This is a genomic window from Halomicrobium sp. HM KBTZ05, from assembly GCF_041530035.1.
In the GTDB taxonomy this organism is placed as follows: Archaea; Halobacteriota; Halobacteria; order Halobacteriales; family Haloarculaceae; genus Halomicrobium.
This window is the reverse complement of record NZ_CP168057.1, coordinates 683,203-702,506: the sequence shown is the minus strand read 5'-3', so window position 1 is coordinate 702,506 and position 19,304 is coordinate 683,203. Positions and strand designations below refer to the sequence as shown.

Genomic DNA, 19,304 nt, shown 5'->3' with positions numbered 1-19,304 from the left:
GGGACGTACATAAATCGGCCTCGCAATCGAGGCACAACGCCGAGGCCCGTCCCCGGCGTACCGCCCGACATGCAACAGGCCACGAGAGCATCCACAGAGCCGCTGTCGCTGCTTCCCGAGACGGCCGTCGTCGGGACCGAGGACCACCAGAACGCGCCCGCGATCGTCGTCCGTGCGGACGCCGTCGAGTCGGTCCTCTCGACGCTGAAAGCGGAGGCGGGCTACGACCACTGTGCCTGCGTCACGGCACAGGAGTACGGCGATCGCTTCGAGACGATCTATCACCTCCGGAAGTACGACGACCCGACCGACGAACTCTCGGTGGTCGTCCCGACGTTGCACGACGATCCCCACTCCGAGAGCGGATCGGGCGTCTACGAGACGGCGGCGTGGCACGAGCGCGAAGCGTACGACCTGCTCGGCATTACCTACGAAGGACATCCAGATCTGCGACGGATTTTGCTGCCCGAGACCTGGCAGGGCCATCCGCTCCGGGCGTCGTACAACCAGGACAAACCACAGATCGTCCCGTTTCGCGAACACGAGCGCATCCTGGAGGATCGCCGTTCCGGACCGGACACGATGCACCTCAATATGGGGCCACACCACCCCTCGACCCACGGCGTCTTGCACCTGCGCGTGACGCTCGACGGCGAGACCGTCGCAGACGTGACCCCCGAGATCGGGTTCATCCACCGCTGTGAGGAGCAGCTGTGTCAGCAGGGGACCTACCGTCACCAGATCATGCCCTACCCCGACCGGTGGGACTGGAGCGGTGGCGGCCTGCTCAACGAGTGGGCCTACGCGCGCGCCGCGGAGGACCTGATCGGCGTCGACGTGCCCGAGTACGCACAGGTGATCCGGACGATGAGCGCGGAGTTGTCGCGGATCCTCTCGCACTTCCTGGCGATCGCGGCCTACGGGCTGGACGTGATCTCGGAGTTCACCGCCGTGTTCCAGTACGGCATCCGCGACCGGGAGATCGTCCAGGACATCCTGGAAGACCTCACCGGCCAGCGGCTGATGTTCAACTACTTCCGGCTGGGCGGGGTCGCCTGGGACCTGCCCGAGCCTCGCGAGACGTTCTTCGAGAACGTCCGGTCGTTCCTCGATGACCTGCCTCAGAAGCTCGAAGAGTACCACGACCTGCTCACCGGCAACGAGATCCTCCAGTTGCGAACCGTCGACACCGGCGTGCTCCCCCCGTCGGTCGCCAAGGAGTACGGCTGTACGGGACCGGTCGCGCGTGGCTCCGGCGTCGACTACGATCTGCGACGGGACGATCCCTACGGCTACTACGACGAACTCGACTGGAACGTGGTCACCGAGGACGGCTGTGACAACTTCTCTCGCGTCCTCGTTCGCCTGCGCGAGATCGAGGAGTCGGCCAGGATCGTCGATCAGTGCGTCGATCTCCTCGAAGGCTGGCCCGAAGACGAGCGAACGATCCAGGGCAACGTTCCCAGAACCGTCCGCCCCGACCGCGACGCCGAGATCTACCGGGCAGTCGAGGCCGCGAAAGGAGAGCTGGGAATCTACATCCGCTCGGACGGCACCGACACGCCGGCGCGGTTCAAGATCCGGGGGCCGTCGTTCTCGAACCTCCAGTCGCTGCCGGCGATGGCCGAAGGCGAGACGATCCCCGACCTGGTCGCCGCGATCGGCAGCCTCGACACGATCATGGGCGAGGTCGACCGATAGGCCCAACCGTTGGCAGCCGACCCCACACCACCGTGTTGGGTGTGGCTGAGCCGACAGTTCGGTGCTGGAACGGTGAACGGCCGGCGAGGCTGTTTTGTGTTCCTGGCACGTACCGTTGAGCGATGAGTGAACCACAGACCGCCACGGTCGCCGGTGGCTGTTTCTGGTGTACCGAAGCCGTGTTCAAACAGATCGAGGGCGTCGAGTCCGTCACCTCCGGTTACGCCGGTGGACACGTCGCGGACCCGAGCTACGACGCCGTCTGTTCCGGCGACACCGGTCACGCGGAGTGCGTTCAGGTCGAGTACGACCCGGACGTGATCGACTACGAGGACGTGCTGACCGTCTTCTTCGCGACACACAACCCGACCACGGAGAACCGACAGGGGCCGGACGTGGGCAGTCAGTACCGCTCGGCAGTCTTCTACCACGACGAGGCCCAGCGCGAGACCGTCGAAGCGACGATCGACGACCTCGGCGAACAGTACTCGGACCCGATCGTCACGGAGGTCGAGCCTCTGGAGACGTTCTACCCCGCAGCGGAGTACCACCAGGACTACTACGAGCGCAACCCCGATCAGGGGTACTGCGCGGTCAACATCGATCCGAAGCTCAAAAAGCTCAACGAACAGTTCCGGGAGCTGCTGGCATGAGCTTCGAGTTTACGACGACGGTCGACGTGCGGTACAACGACCTCGACACGTACGGCCACGTCAACAACGCGCTCTATGGAACCTACGTCGAGGAGGCCCGCGTCGACTACCTCGAAACCGTCGTCGGGGGCGCGGCGGCCGACATCACCGGCAGCGGCGAGGAGACCGGGATGGTCGTCGCGAACCTCCAGCTGGACTTCGAGCGCCCGATCCGACTGGCCGACGAGGTCACGGTCGGCGTCCGCGTCCCGCGCCTCGGCGAGAAGAGCTTCCCCTTCGAGTACGAGATCCGGACCGCCGACGGCGAGGTGGCCGCGACCGGGGAGACGACGATGGTCGCCTACGATCGCGGGCAGGGTTCGTCGGTCCCGATCCCCGACAGCTGGCGCGAATCGATCGGCGAGTTCGAGGGCCTCTAGGGTTCGAGGACGCGCTCGGTGCCGTCCGTCCCGTGGATGGTCACCGCGTGGTTCGTGTGTCTGACGTGGGTGTGGGCCCACCGCTTTGCCCCACCCTCTTCGATCCGTTCGACCGTCTCCGGACAGTGGCGACACTCGACGCGCCACGTGGCGACGCCGTCGGGGAAGTGGCCGGTGTGACGCCGGTGGTCCAGCGCGAACTGCTCGAAGGCCTGGTTGCCGACGGCGTCCAGCTCCTCGCCGAGGTCCCACTCGCGGCCACACCGCCGACAGCTGATCGTCGGGTCGTTCGACGGCGGTTCGGTGTCGTCGGGTCCGTTCACGGATCGCCGTTGGGCGGGTAGCGTCATCAACCCCCCGCTCCGGGACCGACGGGGACATGGGGCCGGAGTGCGTTGTCGGCGTATGGACGAGCGGTCGAGTCGCTTTCGGGTCTATCGGGTCGTCGAGGCGGTCCCCCACGTCAACCTCTTCGACACCGACGGGACGCGACTCTACACGACCTACCAGCAGGGATACGGGGAACGACAGCCCGCGATCGACGGGCTCGAAACGGGCGACCTGATCGAGGGGACGGTCGCCGGAGATCCCACGGACGAGGAGGAGGCCTGGACGCTGCGCGAGTTCGACCGGGTCGGCGGCGTCGACATGGGGTTCGCTACCGACGTGGAACTCCCCGAGATCGCCAGAGAGACCTGGGACGAACAGACCAGTGGCCCGGCACACAGCGTGATCGAAGCGGACGGCCAGCCGGTCGGGGAGTGCTGGGTCCAGCCCCGGGCTCCGCTGCCGGGCGGGAGTTTCGTCCCGTCGGTCCTGGCCGGGCTGCTCCCGATGGAACCGAAGCTGACGACCATCGCGAGCGCCGACGCGCCGACGACCGACGCCGTCTTCCTCGACCCCGATCCGGTCGACGCCGCGTCGTTCAGCCAGCCCTACGGCGTCTTGCTCCTGTTCTCCGAGCGCGCGGACGAGACGCGCCGTCGCTACCGCGAGCGGTTCGACTGCCCGCGCGGCGTCGACAGCCGTCCCGACTACGATCCCTACGAACTCTCTTCGGGCGGCTTCGGCCCGTAGCCGGCCACTGTCGAGTCGCGTTCGATCACCTCGACAGCGCCGCGACCGGCGTCGTCCCCACGACGCCAAAGAGGCAATCGAAGCGTCCGACCACGCAGTCTGACCACCCAGCTTCTATATAGCGGTATCCGATTTATTGTCGGCGACACGCCAGACGCGCCGAACTTATACGAGTCGGGCGACTACGGCCCGCTAATGGTCCAAACCGTCGCACGCGAGATGGCAGATCTCGAACCCGAGGACTTCCATCTCCTCTCGGGCGTCGAGCAAGGGATGCGCTTCTCGGAGTACGTCGACCGCGAGAAGCTCCCGCAGTTCTCGCGGCTGACGGCCGAAGACGTCGACTACCGGCTGGACCGGTGTGAAGACCGGGGCTTCCTGGAGCGCAAGACCATGCAGTACGAGGGATTCAAGCTCACGTTCGAGGGGTACGACGCCCTCGCGCTGCACGCGCTGGTCGAGCGGGGGACCATCGAGGGATTCGGTGCCCCCCTCGGAGTCGGCAAAGAGAGCGACGTGTTCGAAGTCCGCTCGTACAAACCCATGGCCCTGAAGTTCCACCGCGAGGGGTACACCCAGTTCCGGGAAGTCAACAAGGAACGGGAGTACACCGCCGACCGCGATCACGTCTCCTGGCAGTACACCGCCCGGAAGGCCGCCGAGCGCGAGTACGACGCACTGGAGACGCTGTACCCGGAGGTTCGGGTCCCCCAGCCCATCGACACCAACCGCCACGCGATCGTCATGGAGAAGATCGACGGCGTCGAGCTCTCCCGGACAAAGCTCGACGACCAGCAGGTACGGCCAGTCCTGGAGTTGGTCCTCACGGAGATGGGGACAGCCTACGACGCCGGGTACGTCCACGCGGACATGAGCGAGTACAACGTGTTCGTCGGCTCCGACGGTATCACGATCTTCGACTGGCCCCAGGCCGTGCCCACCGACCACGCGAACGCCGACGAGTTGCTGGCCCGCGACGTGGAGAACATCCTCGGGTACTTCCAGCGGAAGTACCCCCGGTTCGTCGACGACGTCGAGATCGACACCGTCACCGAGGCGTTGCTCGCCGGTGAGTTCGAGTCACTGTCGAACCACGACTGATACTGCCGGCTGTAACTTCGTGAAGATCTTCGCCACCCCGGGGTGGCGAAATCATTCACAGACTTACAGCCGGTAGTATGAGACGGACGGTTGGAGACGTGTACCCAGATCTCCAGCGTTCCGTATGAGACGGCGGTGATCGTCTCCCCCGTGGCGACGATCGCCGGTCAGCACCTCCGAGATCCGTGTAAGACTGTCAGCAGCACTGTTTCGAGGGATTTCCGACTGTCGCGAGTGACGCCACAGATCGGGGTCACAGTCCCACATGACCGAGAATGTCCCGAGCAGCGGGTGAGGTAATCGGCCCGTATAAATTATATATCGCTATACCAAATCCTCCGTCGGTGCCAAACACACAGTTTCGGAGGATAGGCCAGTCTGAGTTGAATCTCCGTCGGTTTGTGTCCTATCTCCCAATGAAGTGCTCGATTTCCACCCGTTCTGAACAAGATAGCCGAGTGAGTATGAGATATTGCGCTGATTATGATGCTATTACAGAGCGTTGCCACTCCTAGTCGGCGAACCTGATCGGGAATCAGTCGTTTAGTCAGGTGGGATCAATGTCGAAACGAACATTTCGACACACTCACCCGCGGTCAACACTGGTGCATAGTTATCTCGCCGTCAACGCCCGCTTTCAGCAGGAAATCAGTGAGTCGCCAGATGTTGTAGAGCAAGACCGCGAACACGAAGTAGAACAGCCTCACTCTGTAGTCTTTTGAGGAGGTCTTCGCGAGGAAGTCGCTCTTGATACTCTTGTACTCGTTTTCGATCTGCCAGCGACGGCTGTAGCGCCGGCAGAACGACTCGGCTTCCTCCGGGCCGACTCGTAAATTTGTGGCGAAGACGGTTGTGCTCTCACCATTCGTCGACGGCACGTACAGGAACTGCATCGAGTGACTGCCCGATTCGACGTGAACGGATGCCGATTCTACCGCGACAGTTTGTCCGTCAGCCTCCATCGTCTCAATCGCCTCCCGCTCAGAGCTAGTGATCCGTTTCGGGATGAGATAGTTCACTCCGAGGTTCGATAGCGTCTGATAAACTCGCTGGGAATCGAACTCGCGGTCACAGAGTACCGTCTCGATGGGGACGTGCCCCTTCGCTCGCCGCACTAATCGTCGGACGACACGGTGAATCTGGTTCGGCGGGTTCTCGTCCCACGCTGAACTCTCTCGGACAGGTTCGACGGCCAAAATGAGTGGGATGTTCAGCCCAACCATCGACAGGGTAGCGAATTTGAACGCTCGCTCTTTATGATTGAGTCCACTGACCATCGCCATTCCCTCGACATCGCCGTAATAGGGGACGGTCGTGATATCGATTGCTACAGTTACTGGACGTCGAAACGACGCCTCCTCAGCGATGGTAGATAGCAAGCGGTCGCTAGCATGGTCGAACCCCTCAACGAGTTCATTGGGTTCGAATTGCTTGACCGCCCGCAGGTGCGTATCGCCATGTGGGCCATACGCCTTCCCCCGTCGGAACTGAAAGCGAGCGGCTCCTTGGGCGGTCCCACAGCCCACCATGCCCATGAATGTCTGTAACTCAAAGAACTGCATATCCTCGTAGGAGGCGTTCTGCGCCCGCCCAGAGTCGAACCCACCGAAGCCATGATTGCGAGCAAGGCGCGTCGTTCGCTGGATCTGTTCGTCCGAAAACGCACGGCCATCCTCTTCATCGTCTACGGGTGAGTCGTCATCTGACTCGATGACGTCCTCTTTCGGTCGAACCGCAGAGACGGCGGGACCGCGGTCATGAATTTCTTTGACGACGAAGTGAGCGGCGACGGTCACGTATTCGCGGACCCCATCATCGAAGCGCTTGCGCCAGGTGCGTGAGAGGACGGATTCGTCGGGCATGTGCTCTAATCCGAATGGTTCAGCGAGTTCCTGATATGTTTCGAGCGTTCGGTAACTGTCGCCAGTGATCTCTCGATAGGTTAACAGGCGAATCATTCCAAGAAACGAGTACGATGCTGGGTGCCACCCAGGATACGAGTCTTCGAGTCGGTCTGTGCGTAGCAATACCTCACTCACCGACTCTCGGAGACACGCTCCGTCTCGCAGAGAGTCCACAATTTCGATTCCAACTTTGTACGCGTCAGTCATCTGTCCGGCCCGTTCCGAGAGTGGATCAAGACTGTTCTGCATAATGTGTCGATTTGAACAATAACTCTCAAATTAATCTAACGACGACGAAGGTTGTCTCTCACTACGGACTGGACATCTTCGATCAGAAGTTGCCAATGTGTACGCCTTGCGGCGCGTCGGGTATGAGCCACCATGTGTTTTGCTGGCCTAAATCCGCAAGGCATATCAATTATTTAGGCCACCCTAAAGATATGGCGTGTAATATCATCCAGGTGGTTTCGTGCCCGAGAAAGAGGTGTCGTCATGGCTACTGAAACTTCAACTGGGTCAGGTGCAACCAGTCGCCGGGAGTGGTGGCTCTGGTGGGCAGACGGTAAATTATTCACCCTCTGTCTCGGCAGTATCGCCATCGTCATCGCCGCTGGACTCATCCAAGTCAGTTTCGGCGCGTACTCGATGACTATCGCCCAGACGTGGCAGGCAGTATTCAACCCCGAGGTGATATTCAATCGCCAAGCGTGGGAGGCGTTCATTCTCGGTGCCGAAGTTCCGGAGATGGGCACACGTAGTCTCATCGTCTGGAATGTCCGCCTGCCTCGGGTATTTGTTGCCTGTCTGGTCGGGATGAACCTTGCCGTTTCGGGAGCGATTTTTCAGGCGATCACTAGGAACGAGCTGGCAAGTCCATTCATCCTCGGCGTCTCCTCTGGGGCAGGATTGACCGTTCTCCTCGTACTGGTCGTGTTCCCTACACTTGCAGCGGTCCTGCCGCTACTCGCCGCCATCGGAGGGGGATTCGCATTTCTCCTCGTTTATGCCATTGCATGGAAGAATGGGACTTCCCCCGTCCGGCTCGTTCTCGCGGGTGTCATCGTTGGAACTATCTTCGGCTCAGTCCAGACTGGGATATTCTTTTTCGCAGACGACATCGGCGTCGTCCAGTCCGCGATCTCTTGGACTACGGGGTCTCTGACCGGGACAGACTGGGAGCAGGTACGGCTTGCACTTCCGTGGACAGTCGCTCCACTCGTCCTATCACTGGTCTGTGCCCGTCAGCTGAACGTACTTCTACTTGGCGAGAGCACCGCAAGTTCGTTGGGGATGAATGTTGAGCGTGTTCGCTTCGCCATGGCAGGTATTGCTGTGCTGTCGGCGGCAGCAAGCATCTCCGTTGCAGGTATGGTTGGATTTGTCGGACTGATCGTCCCACATATCGTCCGCAACACCGTTGGTGCCGAATACAAGAAAATGATCTTCGGCTGTATATTCGCCGGTCCAGCGATGATGGTTCTCGCTGACGTTGGCGCACGCCTCGCGTTGAATCCAACTCAGATTCCCGTCGGTATCGTGACCGGGTTGATCGGTGGACCGTACTTCCTGTATCTGATGCGCAAACAAGAAAAGATGGGTGAGATCTGATGAGTGACAAAAACACAGCACTGTATGACGCTGGATCAGCAGTAGATGTTGAGCGACATAGCCCCCTTCAGGACGGACAAGACGAGTCAGTTAGCGACTCCACTGACTCAGCCAGCGAGTTCACCGGTGAGGAACTGGTAATTAGTTATCCCTCATCGGATGAACCGGTAATCGACGGAGAGTCGATCCGCGTCGAACCAGGAGAGGTCACAGCACTTGTCGGCCCGAACGGGTCGGGGAAGAGTACAATGTTAAAAGGGCTTGCCAATCAACTCAAAATCGACAGTGGTTCTGTCCTACTTGATGGGAGAGACATCCACACACTGGAAAAGAAGGAGCTAGCCCAAAATCTTGGTCTTCTGTCCCAAGAGAACGTCTCACCGAATTCTATCTCGGTCGAAGACCTCGTCGGCCATGGGCGGTATCCTCACCGTGGCTTCTTCGAATCGATGACTGAAGAGGACCAAGCTGCCATCGACGAGGCCATTTCGCTGGCAGGAATCGAGAACCTCCGTGACCGCGAACTCGGAAGCCTGAGCGGTGGACAGAAACAACTCGTGTGGATTGCGATGGTGCTCGCCCAAGAGACGAATGTCCTGCTGCTTGACGAGCCGACTACGTTCCTCGACCTACATCATCAGCTCGAAGTGATGGAGATAGTCGAGACGCTTCGAGACAAAAGCGACATCACAGTTGTTCTTGTCTTACATGATATCTCGCAGGCGGCGCGATACGCCGACAGAATGGTCGCGCTCAAAGACGGGTCGGTCTATGCCTGCGGGACGCCCGACGAGGTACTCACCGAGGAGTTACTTGCTGATGTCTTCGGGGTTAAGGCAGACGTTGTGCCGTCGAGGCACGGTCCACAGATTACACCGTTACAGCCGATTAACGAATCCAGCTGACGTGGGATGGTCCCATATTGAAACGGACCCAGATAGATCTGTACGCTGAATCCGAAGAACCTGTTCGGGTCCAGGCGAAGCCGAAATGTCTCAGTCGATTTCAAAATCTGGTTCGATTGACCGATACGGATCAGTATCAGTTGAACAGCGAACAATCTCTTCGGATTTGGTCTGGCTAAAACCAAAGTCTTTAAGATATTTTAGGTCTGCCTAAAACACATGTCGGGCGAAAATTGTAGTAAGGACAAACTGACGCGACGAGACTGCGTAAAGTACGGCAGTACAGTTGTTGGTGGCGGATTGTTCGCCGGATGCACCGGCAATCAGAACTCGGGTGAGGTAGGTACAGGGACAACGACAGCGGATAATAATTCGGCCTCAACAGAAACCGCCGAGGGCACTGCTACCTCCGAAACTGATGTTCCTTATACAGTGACGATGGAACCAGTAGGTGAAGTCACGTTTGAGAAGATTCCCACCAGCTGGCTCAGTACAGACTCGGATTTGACCGACATAGCGTTCTGTCTCGGTCAGATCGATGGATGGATTCCGACACCATTACGAAGTTTCAACTACTTCGAACATCTCGGTATCGATCTTCGCAGTCGTTACCCTAATTCGGACCCATACACGTGGAAAGAAGAAGAAGCCGACTACGATGGAAAAGAGTACGTATACGAAGTTAATCCCGATCTCCTGATGTTCTTTCCGGAGCGACGCCTAAAGTATAACAAAGCTTGGAAAGAAGGAGATTTAAAGGAGATTACGGAGAACGTAGCCCCGATTTTCGGCGCGAACATCTATCGGAACAGCATGAATTACGACCAACCATCCATCTACGAGGCCTTTGAAAAGTTCGCTCAGGTTTTCAAGGAAGAAGCCAGATACGAGGCGTTCGTCGAGGTTCACGACCAGATGGTCCAGATGGTAAAGTCGAAACTACCACCCGAAGAGAAACGACCGACTATCGCATATCTTAGCGATGCGAGTGATCTCAACAGAGGAAAGATTTATCCAGTCAGCTTCGAGGGAGAATTAGGACAGTCAAAGCACTTCCAAGACCTGGAGGCCGTCAATGCCTTTGAGAATTCCGAGCAGACCGATTACGAAGGACTTCTGAGCGTTGATCCCGACGTAATCATTATTCAAGGGGCTCTAGAATATACTGGGAACCTGGTCTCCGACGAGAACGGTGAATCGACCTTCAATCACAACCAGTTCCTTGAGAACTATGTTCAACCAATGGAAGATGATCCGATCGGTCAGAAAGTAACTGCTATTCAGGAAGGTCAGATCGGACCCGGGGGAGTGAGTCGGCAAGGACCGTTGACGAATCTCTACAATACCGAAATTCTTGCCCAGCAGGTTTATCCCGAGCAGTTTGGAGAGTTTGATCCAGAAAACCCGTTCGACAGTGCTGAAGAACACCGATTGTTTGACCGGGAGCGCGTCCGAGACATCATCACCGGCGACTTCTAACTGCGGACTCCACCCGGACTTCACAACAGGTTTCTAAGCACCATATTTGTTCTAACTATTCTGGAATTAAGACACGCATCAAAACCATCCTCCGAGGTTGTGGCCAAACAGAGATAGACAGAACCATATTCGATCCAGTCGAGAGCGGCCGTATGAAAGTGTTCGTCGCCGGTGCGACCGGTGATCTGGGCAAGCGACTGGTCGAGCAGTTCGTCGCACGCGGCCACACCGTGGTCGGACTGACCCGAGACGAGCGGGGCGACGAGATCGTGCGGGATCGTGGCGGGGAGCCCCACCGCGGAGATCTGTTCGACGTGTCGTCGCTGGTCGAGGGGGCGAGAGGCACAGACGTGGTGATCCACGCCGCCAGCGCGATCCCGACGGCGACGAAACCGAGCGCGGAAGACTGGGAACGGAACGATCGGCTCCGGCGTGGGGGCGTCGAGAACCTCACCACCGCAGCCACGCGCGTCGGCGCGGACCAGTACATCCAGCAGAGCGTCGTCTGGGTCGCCCGTCGGCCCGACGGCTCGCCGTTCGACGAGTCCGCACCGCGAAACACCGACCGCACGACCGAATCGGCCGCCGACGCGGAGCGCATCGCGGAGACTGCGGCGGAAGAGGGGTCGTTCGACGCCACGATCCTCCGGTGTGGGTGGTTTTACGCCGCCGACTCCGAGCAGACGACGACGATCGCCGAGAACCTCGAAACCGGCGACATGCCGATCGTCGGCGGTGGATTGCTCGGACGGAGCGACGCCGTCGTCTCACCGATACACGTAGACGACGCCGCGAGCGCGTTCGTCGCAGCCGCACAGGAGGGCGTCGAGGAGACCTACCACGTCGTCGACGACCAGCCGGTGACGGTAGCCGACTTTCTCGAAACGTTCGCAGCGTATCTCGACGCCGACGATCCCAGTCGGATTCCTGGCTGGCTCGCCCGGCTGTTCGTGGGCAAAGACAACGTCCGGTTTTTCACGAGCTCCATGCCCACGTCGAACGCGGCCTTCCACGAGGCAACCGGCTGGGAACCCGAATACCCGACGTACGAAGACGGGCTCGCTGCCGTCGCCGCCGGTGTCGACAGAGAGCGATAGACACCGTGGACGGCCGCTACCGCGAGCCCGACACCAGGAACTCGAGCAGGTTCCCGACCAGGACCTCGTTGTCGGCGGTGTAGGCGTAGTCCGTGCCGAGCAGCGAGCGATCGCCCAGCGCGACGGCGTTGCCCTGGCGAGCGAGCACGGAGTAGCGGGCCTGCCGGCGAGTCGTCGAGAGTCTGGTCGACTCGTTGGTGACCAGCAGTGGAGAGCCACCGACGACCGGCCGGGCGGTGTAGGTCGTGACGCGGTCGACGCCGTCGGTCAGGGCCGTCTCGCCGGCCGGCGTCGCGTAGACGGCTCGGTGGTTCGTGTCGTACTCGGCGAGATCGTAGAGGTAACCGCTGTCGAACCCGAGCCCGAAGGCCCCGGCGAGGTTGGTCATCGGGGTCGACGCGGTGGCCCCGCGAGCGGCCTGTCGCGGGGGTTCGTTGACCAGCAAGACGCGACCACCGTCGTCGGCGAAGGCCGCGATTCGACGCCGCTCGCTCGTGTCGTACTGGTCGTCGGGGGCGATCACCACGAACGCGTCGGCGCTCGAAAGCGTCTCGTCGAGCGACTGCTGGCTGGCCATCCGGTCGGTGTAGAACTGCACGTCGTGGCCGGCCTCGGTCAGCGCCGTGACCAGCGGACTGATCTCCTCGGGCGAGACGCTGTTGTTGTGGCTCTGATCGATCACGACCGTCTTCTGGGTCCCACTGGCGTCCAGTTCGATCTCGCCGGTCTCGGCCGACTCGTCGGCCAGGATCGCCTCGGGCTGGTGACTGTCGACGGTCAGCGGGGCGGTCTCGTTGCCCTCGACCGGGACGGGGATCGACCCGAGCCCGGTCAGGGTGGCGACGACCAGGAACACGGCGACGAAGACGCCACCCTTGAGCGCCGCGTCACGCAGCTCCACTGGCACGCACCTCCCGAGCAGACGTGTTGAGGTCGCCCCAGAGCATCAGGTACTGAGGGCGTTCGATGCCACGCGTCGTCAACAGCGACGCGCGGTCGACCTGTCCGGCGTCGGTGCTGTTGGCCTCCGACCCGAGCAGCAAAGAGAGCACGCCGGGCGTCGTCGAGCGGTACACCACCTCGTAGGAGTCGAGGCCCGCCTTCTCCGCCGCGGCGGCGATGGCCGTCTCCAGCCCGCCGATCTCGTCGACGAGTCCGTTGTCGACGGCGGCCGCGCCGGAGTACACCTTCGCGTTCGTCAGCTCCGTCCGCGACAGCGCGAGTCGGTCGCCGCGTTCGGCGTACACCGAATCGACGAACGAGCGCTTGAGGGTCTCGACCTGGCCACGGATGTCGTCACCAGTGAGTCCGCCGGCCTTGTCGGGACCGGTCGTCACGGACCGGGGGACGCCGTCGGGCTGGGGGATCAGGGCGCGCACCCCGACACTGCCGACCAGTCCGCCCGGCGTCGCGTAGATCTCGTCGCTGGGTAGCGCCGTGTAGTACGCACCCGAGGCCGCGACGCCCCGGACGCTCGTGACAACCGGTTTCTCGCGGGCGAGTCGCTTGACCGCCCGGTACTGTGCTTCACTCGCCGCGACGCTCCCACCGCCGCTGTCGATGCGCAGGACCACGGCGTCGATCGAATCGTCCTTCCGGAGCGTTCGGAGTTGCCGGGTCACCTCGTCGGCGGTCGGGCCACTGATCGGTCCCTGGATGGTCACCGCGGCGATCGTTCCCTCGTCGTCGCTCTGGAACAGCGCCGACGAGACGGCGGGGCCGACCGTGGCACCGATCAGGAGGGCGACGACGATGATGACCGTGTAGGAGGTCAACAGCGTCTTGACGTGTTTGTCGATCGGATTCGCCATTCGCTAGGGTCGTTGGCGTGCTCGGATAAAAAGCCACGACGACGAGGACGATCAGAGCCAGTCGAGGTCGGGGTCGATGCGGTTGGGCGGCGTCTCGCCGTCCAGCGCGGCCGCGACGTTGCGAGCGACGGTCTCGTTGAGCTCCTCGCGGGCCTCGACGGAGTACCAGCCGGCGTGTGGCGTCAGGAGGCAGTTGTCGAGCGCGCGCAGCGGGCTGTCGTCGGCCGGGGGCTCGCGGCGGGACACGTCGAGGCCGGCGGCACCGATCTCGCCGTCGGCGAGTGCGTCGGCCAGTGCCGCCTCGTCGATCAGACCGCCACGGGCCGTGTTGACGACGATCGCGTGGCCCTGCATGGCTCCGAGCGCGTCGGCGTCGATCAGTCCCTCGGTCTCGTCGGTCAGGGGCGCGTGCAGGGAGACGTGATCGGCCCGCGCGAGCAGTTCCTCGAAGGAGACCCGCTCGACGCCGGCCTCGGCCATCTCCTCGGGGTCGACGTAGGGATCGTACGCGATCACGTCGAGGTCGAACCCGCGAACGCGCTCGCGGAGTCGGCGTGCGATCGGGCCGAAGGAGACGAGCCCGAGCGTCGTGTCGGGGAACCGGTGGACCGGCCGCCCCTCCTCCCAGGCCCACCCGCCGGCCGCGGTCGCGCGGTCGTACTCGGCGATCTTTCGCACGCAGTCCAACAGGAGCGCCAGCCCGTGGGTCGCGACCTCGTCGGTACAGTACTCCGGGACGTTGGTGACGACCACGTCGTGTTCGGCCGCGGCCTTCACGTCGACGTTCTCGAAGCCGACGCCCGCGCGGGCGACGATCTGGAGTGCCGGCAGTTGCTCGAAGACGCTCGCAGGCACCGGCGTGTTCACGTCGACCACCAGCGCCGCGGCGTCGCTGCCGGCCGCGACGATCGCGCGCTCGTCGGGCAGCGGTTCGGTTCGGATCGTCGCGTCGGGCAACGCCCGGGCGATCACGTCGGGATCGAGCATCGGATCGTCGCTGACGAGGATTTCGCTCATAGGGGCACTGAGGCCGAAGCAAGCTAAAAAACCCCGATCGCGTTCCGGGAGCGCGATAACGCCCGCCGGTGAGTGTGACTGGCGAGGCATAAATCAGTGGACGCGATATCGAATCGCGGGTCGGGCGCGTCCCCAGAGAGACGGCGCTACGACGGCCGGTCGTGTACGTCGTCGAGATCGTCGACCGTCGGAGCGTTGACGATGCGGACCCGACTTCCAGCGCGGGTCACGCGGAAGGCGTCCCCGAAGGCGTCGGCGTCGGGAACCCGGTAGACGGTCTCGCTCGGTCGCGTCGCGCCCTTGTCGTCGAGAATCGACGTGTAAGCCGTCTCGAACGCCCTGGCGTCGCCCGGCGAGTCCCACTCGATGGTCCAGACGTAGCCGTAGCCACCAGAGCCGTTGCGGTAGGGGACGATCGAGTCCCCGCCCCAGCCCTCGGAGGCGTCGCTGCGGTACCGGAACCACTGCTCGGGTTCGACGGCGTCGTTGGTGTACAGCATCGCGAAGATCGAGGCCTCCCCGGCGGTGTCGGCGACGGGGTCGTGGTCGAACCGCTCCCACTCGTCGCTACTGCGGTCGGGAACGGTCACGTTCACCGGCTCCTCGTCGGGGTACCGGTCCGGGTGGATCACCTGCTCGGTGCTGTCGGGCGGGTTCTCGTACAGTCGTTCGACGCCGTCCCAGCGGTTCCGGCCGTACTGCTGGTCGATCAGTCCCGGCCCGGTCGCGTAGGGCTGGTAGATCGTCACGAAGACGCCGTCGGTCGGCGCGCCGCCGCTGGAGCTGTCGCCGCTGCCGTCGCCGCCGGGCGCAGAGAGACACTGCCAGCGGTTCTCACAGCGGTCCTCGTAGGTCCACTGGACGTAGTTGGCCTCGCCCTCGGTGACGCTTTGCTGGGCGAGCTGGCGGTCCTGGGTCTCCGGAGACGACTCCAGGTTGTCGTACTGGTCTTGCAAGGCGTGGACCAGTTCGTGAGACAGCGTCGAGCGGTCGATAGTCGGCGTCGGCGAGTCGCTGACGATCGTGATGTTGTCCGAGGCCGGACTGTAGTACCCCTGGACCGAAGAGTTGTAGGTCTCACCCATGGCCTCGCTGGTGCCCGAGTCCTCGCCGACCAGAAGCAGTGCTTCCCACACCTGATCGTTCCAGGGATCGTCGGGGCCGGTCCCGCCGGGACCACGCGACTGGTTGCGGTACTCGGCGCGGCTGATCACCTCGACGCTGACGTTGCCGTCGAACTCCCGGTCGCGGATCCGCTCGACGCGGGCCTTGCTCCGGGCCAGGACCGCCGCCCGTTCGCTGGCGTTGAGACCGTCCTCGGTGGTCACCGACACGCTGTCGTCGTACCAGTAGCCGTCTTCCCAGCCGATCGGGTCCTCGTCGGCCGGACGGTCACGGTCGGCGGGGTTCAGGTCGTTCACGGCTCCGAGACAGCCCGCGAGGACGACTAGCACGGCGAGGGCTGCGACCCTACGCATCGTGTACCCCCTCCAGTGCCGCCGCGTCGGGCGCGTTGACGACCGTCACCGTCGCGCCGGAGCGGTCGATCCTGACGGCGTCGGTGAAGGGACTGTCCTCGCCGATCGTCCAGACGTTCTCGCCGGTTTCCTCGCCGCCCCAGTGGCGGACGACCGCGCTCCAGGTGCTGGCGAACTCGGCAGCCTCGCTCTCGTTGGTCCAGCGGGTCCGCCAGACGTAGCCCGATCGGTCGCCGTTCTCGTAGACGGACAGTTTGCCGCCGGCCCAGCCGCGGGCGGCCGGCACGTCGTAGTTGTAGGGGTCGTTCCCGTCGATCTCGTTGCCCTCGAAGTTGAGCACGTCGTCGGCCGCCACCACACTGGCGTCCTCGTAGTCGTCGGTGACGGTGTAGGCAAGCGACGCCGCGATGGCGGACTGGCCGACGACGGCGTAGTCGGAGCGTCCCGGCGGTCGGACCCGCTCCCACTCGTCGTTGCTGCGGTCCGGCAGGGAAACGGTCGCCGGCTCCCACTCGGGGTACTGTTCGGGGTAGATCACTTCCGTCGCACCGTCGGGCCGGTCCGCGAACGCGGCGTCGACGGCCGCCCAGCCGCCGGCCTCGTACCGGTGCTCGACGAAGCCGGGGCCGTCGCTGTAGGGGAAGAACTGGAGGAAGTTCAGCCCGAAGTGACTGTCACCACCGCCGCTCTGGGTGCTGTCGGCCGAGTCGAGACAGGACCAGCTCTCGCCGCAGTTGGCCGTGTAGCGCCGCTCGACGAAGGAGGCGTCGCCCTCGACGATTCCGTTGCGGCCCTGATAGGCGTCGCGAGTCGTCACGGTCCCGTTGGTCAGGTCGAACTGCTGGTCTTGCAGGGCGTGGACCAGCTCGTGGGCCAGCGTCGCCTCGCCGTCGAGCTGTGGCGTCTCGCTGTCAGCGACGATGACGATTTCGTCCCGGACCGGGCTGTAGTAACCGAGCACGCTCTGGCTCAGCGCGGCGTTCTGTGCCTCCAGCGCGTCCCTGTCCTCGCCGATCAGGAACAGCGCCTCGAACTTGCCGTTGTCGAAGCGCGCGCTCGTCGCGTTGGCCGCGGTGGTAGAGCGGTTCTGGTACGTCGACCGGTCGATCACGCTGACCGGGACCGTCTCGTCGAACTCGCGTTCTCGGACCCACTCGACGCGGGCCATCGAGCGAGCGACGACGGCCTCTCGTTCGCTCTCGTTGAGGCCGTCGCTGTTGGTCACGGCCAGCGATTCGTTGTGCCAGTAGCCGTTCTCCCAGCCGAGCCGGTCGGTCTCGGGATCGGGCAAAGCGTCCGCAGAGGCGGGCGTGGCCGTCGGCTCGGGAGCGTCGGTCCCCGTCGTCTCGTTGACGGGGGACGCCGCCGACGGGCCGGCCGACGGAGCCTGACAGCCAGCCAGAACGAGCAGCGCAGCGAGCAGGGCGGCGCGATACATGTACCGGAAGCAGGGGCCGCGGCGTGAAAAATGACGCGCAGTACGGGCCACAACGCTTTGGGCCGGCCGGTCGTAGCTCTCGCCATGGAGTTCGAACCAGCACGAACCGCACTCGTCGTCGTCGACATGCAAAACGGCTTCTGTCACCCGGACGGGGCGCTGTACGCGCCCGACAGCGAGGCGGCCATCGAGCCCTGCCGGGAGCTGGTCGAGCGCGCACGCGAGTCCGGTGCCAGCGTCGTCTTCACCCGCGACGTACACCCGCCCGAACAGTTCGAAGACGCACACTACTACGACGAGTTCGACCGCTGGGGCGAGCACGTCGTCGAGGGGTCCTGGGAGACACAGCTGGTCACACAGCTCGAACCGGCCGAAGACGACCTCGTCGTCGTCAAACACACCTACGACGCCTTTTACGAGACCCAGCTTGAGGGGTGGCTCGACGCCCACGGAATCGACGATCTCGTCATCTGTGGGACGCTCGCGAACGTCTGCGTGTTGCACACGGCCTCCAGCGCCGGCCTGCGCGACTTCCGCCCGGTGCTGGTCGAAGACGCCATCGGCGCGATCGAGGACGACCACCGCGAGTACGCACTGGAGCACGCAGACTGGCTGTTCGGCGACGTGACCGAGCGCGGCGAGATCACCTTCGCGTGATCACCGGAACGCGACGGTCACGTCCTCGCCCTCTCGGAAGTCGACGCCTTCGCCGACGAGTTTGACGCCGAACCGGTCGCGGGCACAGAACAGCGCCAGCCCGGTGATCGGGTCGCCGTTGGCAAGCACAGTCACGTCGTCCCACGCGACCGTTCGGCCGGTCGCCGTCCCGACCGGCGCGCCAGCCACGGAGACCGCCGTCCGGGCGTCCGCGGACGGCGCGGACCCGAGCAGTCCGCCCGCGTCGTAGTGGGCCAGCCCCCCGTCGACGACGCCCGCGGTTCCGTCCTCGGAGCCGCCGTTGGCCAGCCCGACGAACCGTTCGCCGGGCGCTGGGTGGGCCGGTTCGTCGAGTCGAGCCCACGTCGCCCCGGTGTCGACGACGGTGCCGGTGCCGTCCCAGGGGAGTGGCTCGACCTCGACGGCGACGGCGAGGGGCTCCGAGCCGTCTGCCCGGTAAGGGTTGGCCTCGTGGTCGCGATACTCCAGGTGAACGTGATCGGGCACCCACGGCGCGAAAAAGCCCGCTCGCACCGTCTCGCCCAGCGGATCGCCGACGCTCACCTCGTCGCCGGGCGCGACGGACGGCTCCACGTGCAGCAGGCGAGCCATCCACTCGCCCGTGTCGATCAGGAGGAGATAATCGTGCTCGGCGGCGTAGGGCTGGGGCGGCGCGCGCACCTGCTTCGTCTCGACGACGGTGCCCGCGACCGGCGACGGTGCGACCGCGCCGGAGGGGTAGAGATCGATCGCGCGGCCGTCGTCGTGGGCCACGAACGGGGAGTTGTACAGCGAGAAGCGGTGGTACTGCGCGAGTACGTCCGACGACAGCGTGACGACCATCACCAGCCAGTTGGCTGGCAGCGACATGTGTCTGTCGCCGAGGTTGAAGTGGGACGGCGAGTCAGCGGTGCCCGTGATCTAACCACCGCCGCGGCGGGTACAGCGAGAGCGCGACA

Annotated in this window: 17 protein-coding genes and 1 pseudogene; 10 read left to right on the top strand and 8 right to left on the bottom strand. The window is 63.3% G+C overall.

What is annotated here, in order from left to right; translation table 11 throughout:
• Window positions 1–69: 69 nt before the first annotated feature.
• The 3 genes from ACAH01_RS03730 (at window position 70) to ACAH01_RS03720 (ending at window position 2,773) form a co-directional block, all read left to right on the top strand.
• Window positions 70–1,701: an NADH-quinone oxidoreductase subunit D gene (locus tag ACAH01_RS03730; RefSeq protein WP_372480270.1), complete on the top strand. Its 1,632-nt coding sequence runs from the start codon at window positions 70–72 to the stop codon at window positions 1,699–1,701.
• A gap of 122 nt (window positions 1,702–1,823) precedes the next feature.
• Window positions 1,824–2,354 (top strand): peptide-methionine (S)-S-oxide reductase MsrA, encoded by a 531-nt coding sequence (gene msrA, locus ACAH01_RS03725; protein ID WP_372480269.1) that lies wholly within the window; start codon window positions 1,824–1,826, stop codon window positions 2,352–2,354.
• On the top strand, window positions 2,351–2,773 hold the full coding sequence (locus tag ACAH01_RS03720; protein ID WP_012807721.1) for a thioesterase family protein: 423 nt from the start codon (window positions 2,351–2,353) through the stop codon (window positions 2,771–2,773). Before msrA ends, ACAH01_RS03720 begins: the two co-directional genes overlap by 4 nt.
• Here the strand turns inward: ACAH01_RS03720 and ACAH01_RS03715 are convergent.
• On the bottom strand, window positions 2,770–3,123 hold the full coding sequence (locus ACAH01_RS03715; protein ID WP_372480268.1) for a hypothetical protein: 354 nt from the start codon (window positions 3,121–3,123) through the stop codon (window positions 2,770–2,772). The genes ACAH01_RS03720 and ACAH01_RS03715 overlap by 4 nt on opposite strands.
• 55 nt (window positions 3,124–3,178) lie before the next feature.
• Here ACAH01_RS03715 and ACAH01_RS03710 point away from each other — a divergent pair, with 55 nt between their 5' ends.
• Together ACAH01_RS03710 and ACAH01_RS03705 are read left to right on the top strand one after the other, a co-directional pair.
• Window positions 3,179–3,850, top strand: coding sequence for a hypothetical protein (locus tag ACAH01_RS03710; RefSeq protein ID WP_372480267.1), 672 nt, complete (start codon window positions 3,179–3,181; stop codon window positions 3,848–3,850).
• 195 nt (window positions 3,851–4,045) lie between these two features.
• The gene (locus ACAH01_RS03705) at window positions 4,046–4,951 is read left to right on the top strand and encodes an RIO1 family regulatory kinase/ATPase (RefSeq protein ID WP_372480266.1); all 906 of its coding nucleotides are present in this window, start codon (window positions 4,046–4,048) and stop codon (window positions 4,949–4,951) included.
• A 543-nt stretch (window positions 4,952–5,494) separates the two neighbouring features.
• Here the strand turns inward: ACAH01_RS03705 and ACAH01_RS03700 are convergent.
• Window positions 5,495–7,104: pseudogene (locus ACAH01_RS03700) on the bottom strand (transposase).
• A gap of 243 nt (window positions 7,105–7,347) precedes the next feature.
• On the opposite strand from ACAH01_RS03700, the gene ACAH01_RS03695 reads away from it, so the two are divergent.
• The 4 genes from ACAH01_RS03695 to ACAH01_RS03680 all read left to right on the top strand — a co-directional run bounded on the left by ACAH01_RS03695 (window position 7,348) and on the right by ACAH01_RS03680 (window position 11,944).
• Window positions 7,348–8,463 carry a FecCD family ABC transporter permease gene (locus tag ACAH01_RS03695; RefSeq protein WP_372480265.1) on the top strand — a complete coding sequence of 372 codons (1,116 nt, stop codon included), beginning with the start codon at window positions 7,348–7,350 and terminating at the stop codon, window positions 8,461–8,463.
• Window positions 8,463–9,368 (top strand): ABC transporter ATP-binding protein, encoded by a 906-nt coding sequence (locus ACAH01_RS03690; RefSeq protein ID WP_372480264.1) that lies wholly within the window; start codon window positions 8,463–8,465, stop codon window positions 9,366–9,368. The genes ACAH01_RS03695 and ACAH01_RS03690 overlap by 1 nt, the downstream gene beginning before the upstream one ends.
• Window positions 9,369–9,587: 219 nt before the next feature.
• Window positions 9,588–10,847, top strand: a complete 1,260-nt coding sequence (locus ACAH01_RS03685) for an ABC transporter substrate-binding protein (RefSeq protein WP_372480263.1) — start codon at window positions 9,588–9,590, stop codon at window positions 10,845–10,847.
• Between the two features lie 152 nt (window positions 10,848–10,999).
• Window positions 11,000–11,944 (top strand): NAD-dependent epimerase/dehydratase family protein, encoded by a 945-nt coding sequence (locus ACAH01_RS03680; protein ID WP_372480262.1) that lies wholly within the window; start codon window positions 11,000–11,002, stop codon window positions 11,942–11,944.
• 16 nt (window positions 11,945–11,960) lie between these two features.
• Here the strand turns inward: ACAH01_RS03680 and ACAH01_RS03675 are convergent, their stop codons facing one another.
• The 5 genes from ACAH01_RS03675 to ACAH01_RS03655 form a co-directional block, all read right to left on the bottom strand.
• The gene (locus ACAH01_RS03675) at window positions 11,961–12,845 is read right to left on the bottom strand and encodes a DUF4350 domain-containing protein (RefSeq protein ID WP_170092515.1); all 885 of its coding nucleotides are present in this window, start codon (window positions 12,843–12,845) and stop codon (window positions 11,961–11,963) included.
• Window positions 12,832–13,755 (bottom strand): S49 family peptidase, encoded by a 924-nt coding sequence (locus ACAH01_RS03670; RefSeq protein ID WP_170092516.1) that lies wholly within the window; start codon window positions 13,753–13,755, stop codon window positions 12,832–12,834. The genes ACAH01_RS03675 and ACAH01_RS03670 overlap by 14 nt, the downstream gene beginning before the upstream one ends.
• A gap of 51 nt (window positions 13,756–13,806) precedes the next feature.
• Window positions 13,807–14,772 carry a C-terminal binding protein gene (locus tag ACAH01_RS03665; protein ID WP_372480261.1) on the bottom strand — a complete coding sequence of 322 codons (966 nt, stop codon included), beginning with the start codon at window positions 14,770–14,772 and terminating at the stop codon, window positions 13,807–13,809.
• A 146-nt stretch (window positions 14,773–14,918) separates the two neighbouring features.
• The gene (locus tag ACAH01_RS03660; protein WP_372480260.1) at window positions 14,919–16,250 is read right to left on the bottom strand and encodes an Hvo_1808 family surface protein; all 1,332 of its coding nucleotides are present in this window, start codon (window positions 16,248–16,250) and stop codon (window positions 14,919–14,921) included.
• Window positions 16,243–17,688 (bottom strand): Hvo_1808 family surface protein, encoded by a 1,446-nt coding sequence (locus ACAH01_RS03655; protein ID WP_372480259.1) that lies wholly within the window; start codon window positions 17,686–17,688, stop codon window positions 16,243–16,245. Before ACAH01_RS03655 ends, ACAH01_RS03660 begins: the two co-directional genes overlap by 8 nt.
• A gap of 84 nt (window positions 17,689–17,772) precedes the next feature.
• Between ACAH01_RS03655 and ACAH01_RS03650 the strand changes: the two genes are divergently transcribed.
• A complete protein-coding gene (locus tag ACAH01_RS03650; RefSeq protein ID WP_372480258.1) occupies window positions 17,773–18,345 on the top strand; it encodes a cysteine hydrolase family protein in 573 nt (190 codons plus the stop codon).
• On the opposite strand, the gene ACAH01_RS03645 is transcribed toward ACAH01_RS03650, so the two are convergent.
• A complete protein-coding gene (locus tag ACAH01_RS03645; RefSeq protein ID WP_372480788.1) occupies window positions 18,346–19,188 on the bottom strand; it encodes a hypothetical protein in 843 nt (280 codons plus the stop codon).
• Window positions 19,189–19,304: the final 116 nt, after the last annotated feature.

Excerpts from the sequence above, each read along its gene's own strand:
- ACAH01_RS03710 (WP_372480267.1), top strand. The coding sequence starts at position 3,179 with ATGGACGAGCGGTCGAGTCGCTTTCGGGTCTATCGGGTCGTCGAGGCG.
- ACAH01_RS03680 (WP_372480262.1), top strand. The coding sequence starts at position 11,000 with ATGAAAGTGTTCGTCGCCGGTGCGACCGGTGATCTGGGCAAGCGACTG.
- ACAH01_RS03705 (WP_372480266.1), top strand. The coding sequence starts at position 4,046 with ATGGTCCAAACCGTCGCACGCGAGATGGCAGATCTCGAACCCGAGGAC.
- msrA (WP_372480269.1), top strand. The coding sequence starts at position 1,824 with ATGAGTGAACCACAGACCGCCACGGTCGCCGGTGGCTGTTTCTGGTGT.
- ACAH01_RS03690 (WP_372480264.1), top strand. The coding sequence starts at position 8,463 with ATGAGTGACAAAAACACAGCACTGTATGACGCTGGATCAGCAGTAGAT.
- ACAH01_RS03665 (WP_372480261.1), bottom strand. The coding sequence starts at position 14,772 with ATGAGCGAAATCCTCGTCAGCGACGATCCGATGCTCGATCCCGACGTG.
- ACAH01_RS03645 (WP_372480788.1), bottom strand. The coding sequence starts at position 19,188 with ATGGTCGTCACGCTGTCGTCGGACGTACTCGCGCAGTACCACCGCTTC.
- ACAH01_RS03695 (WP_372480265.1), top strand. The coding sequence starts at position 7,348 with ATGGCTACTGAAACTTCAACTGGGTCAGGTGCAACCAGTCGCCGGGAG.
- ACAH01_RS03715 (WP_372480268.1), bottom strand. The coding sequence starts at position 3,123 with ATGACGCTACCCGCCCAACGGCGATCCGTGAACGGACCCGACGACACC.
- ACAH01_RS03730 (WP_372480270.1), top strand. The coding sequence starts at position 70 with ATGCAACAGGCCACGAGAGCATCCACAGAGCCGCTGTCGCTGCTTCCC.
- ACAH01_RS03660 (WP_372480260.1), bottom strand. The coding sequence starts at position 16,250 with ATGCGTAGGGTCGCAGCCCTCGCCGTGCTAGTCGTCCTCGCGGGCTGT.
- ACAH01_RS03650 (WP_372480258.1), top strand. The coding sequence starts at position 17,773 with ATGGAGTTCGAACCAGCACGAACCGCACTCGTCGTCGTCGACATGCAA.
- ACAH01_RS03720 (WP_012807721.1), top strand. The coding sequence starts at position 2,351 with ATGAGCTTCGAGTTTACGACGACGGTCGACGTGCGGTACAACGACCTC.
- ACAH01_RS03670 (WP_170092516.1), bottom strand. The coding sequence starts at position 13,755 with ATGGCGAATCCGATCGACAAACACGTCAAGACGCTGTTGACCTCCTAC.
- ACAH01_RS03655 (WP_372480259.1), bottom strand. The coding sequence starts at position 17,688 with ATGTATCGCGCCGCCCTGCTCGCTGCGCTGCTCGTTCTGGCTGGCTGT.
- ACAH01_RS03685 (WP_372480263.1), top strand. The coding sequence starts at position 9,588 with ATGTCGGGCGAAAATTGTAGTAAGGACAAACTGACGCGACGAGACTGC.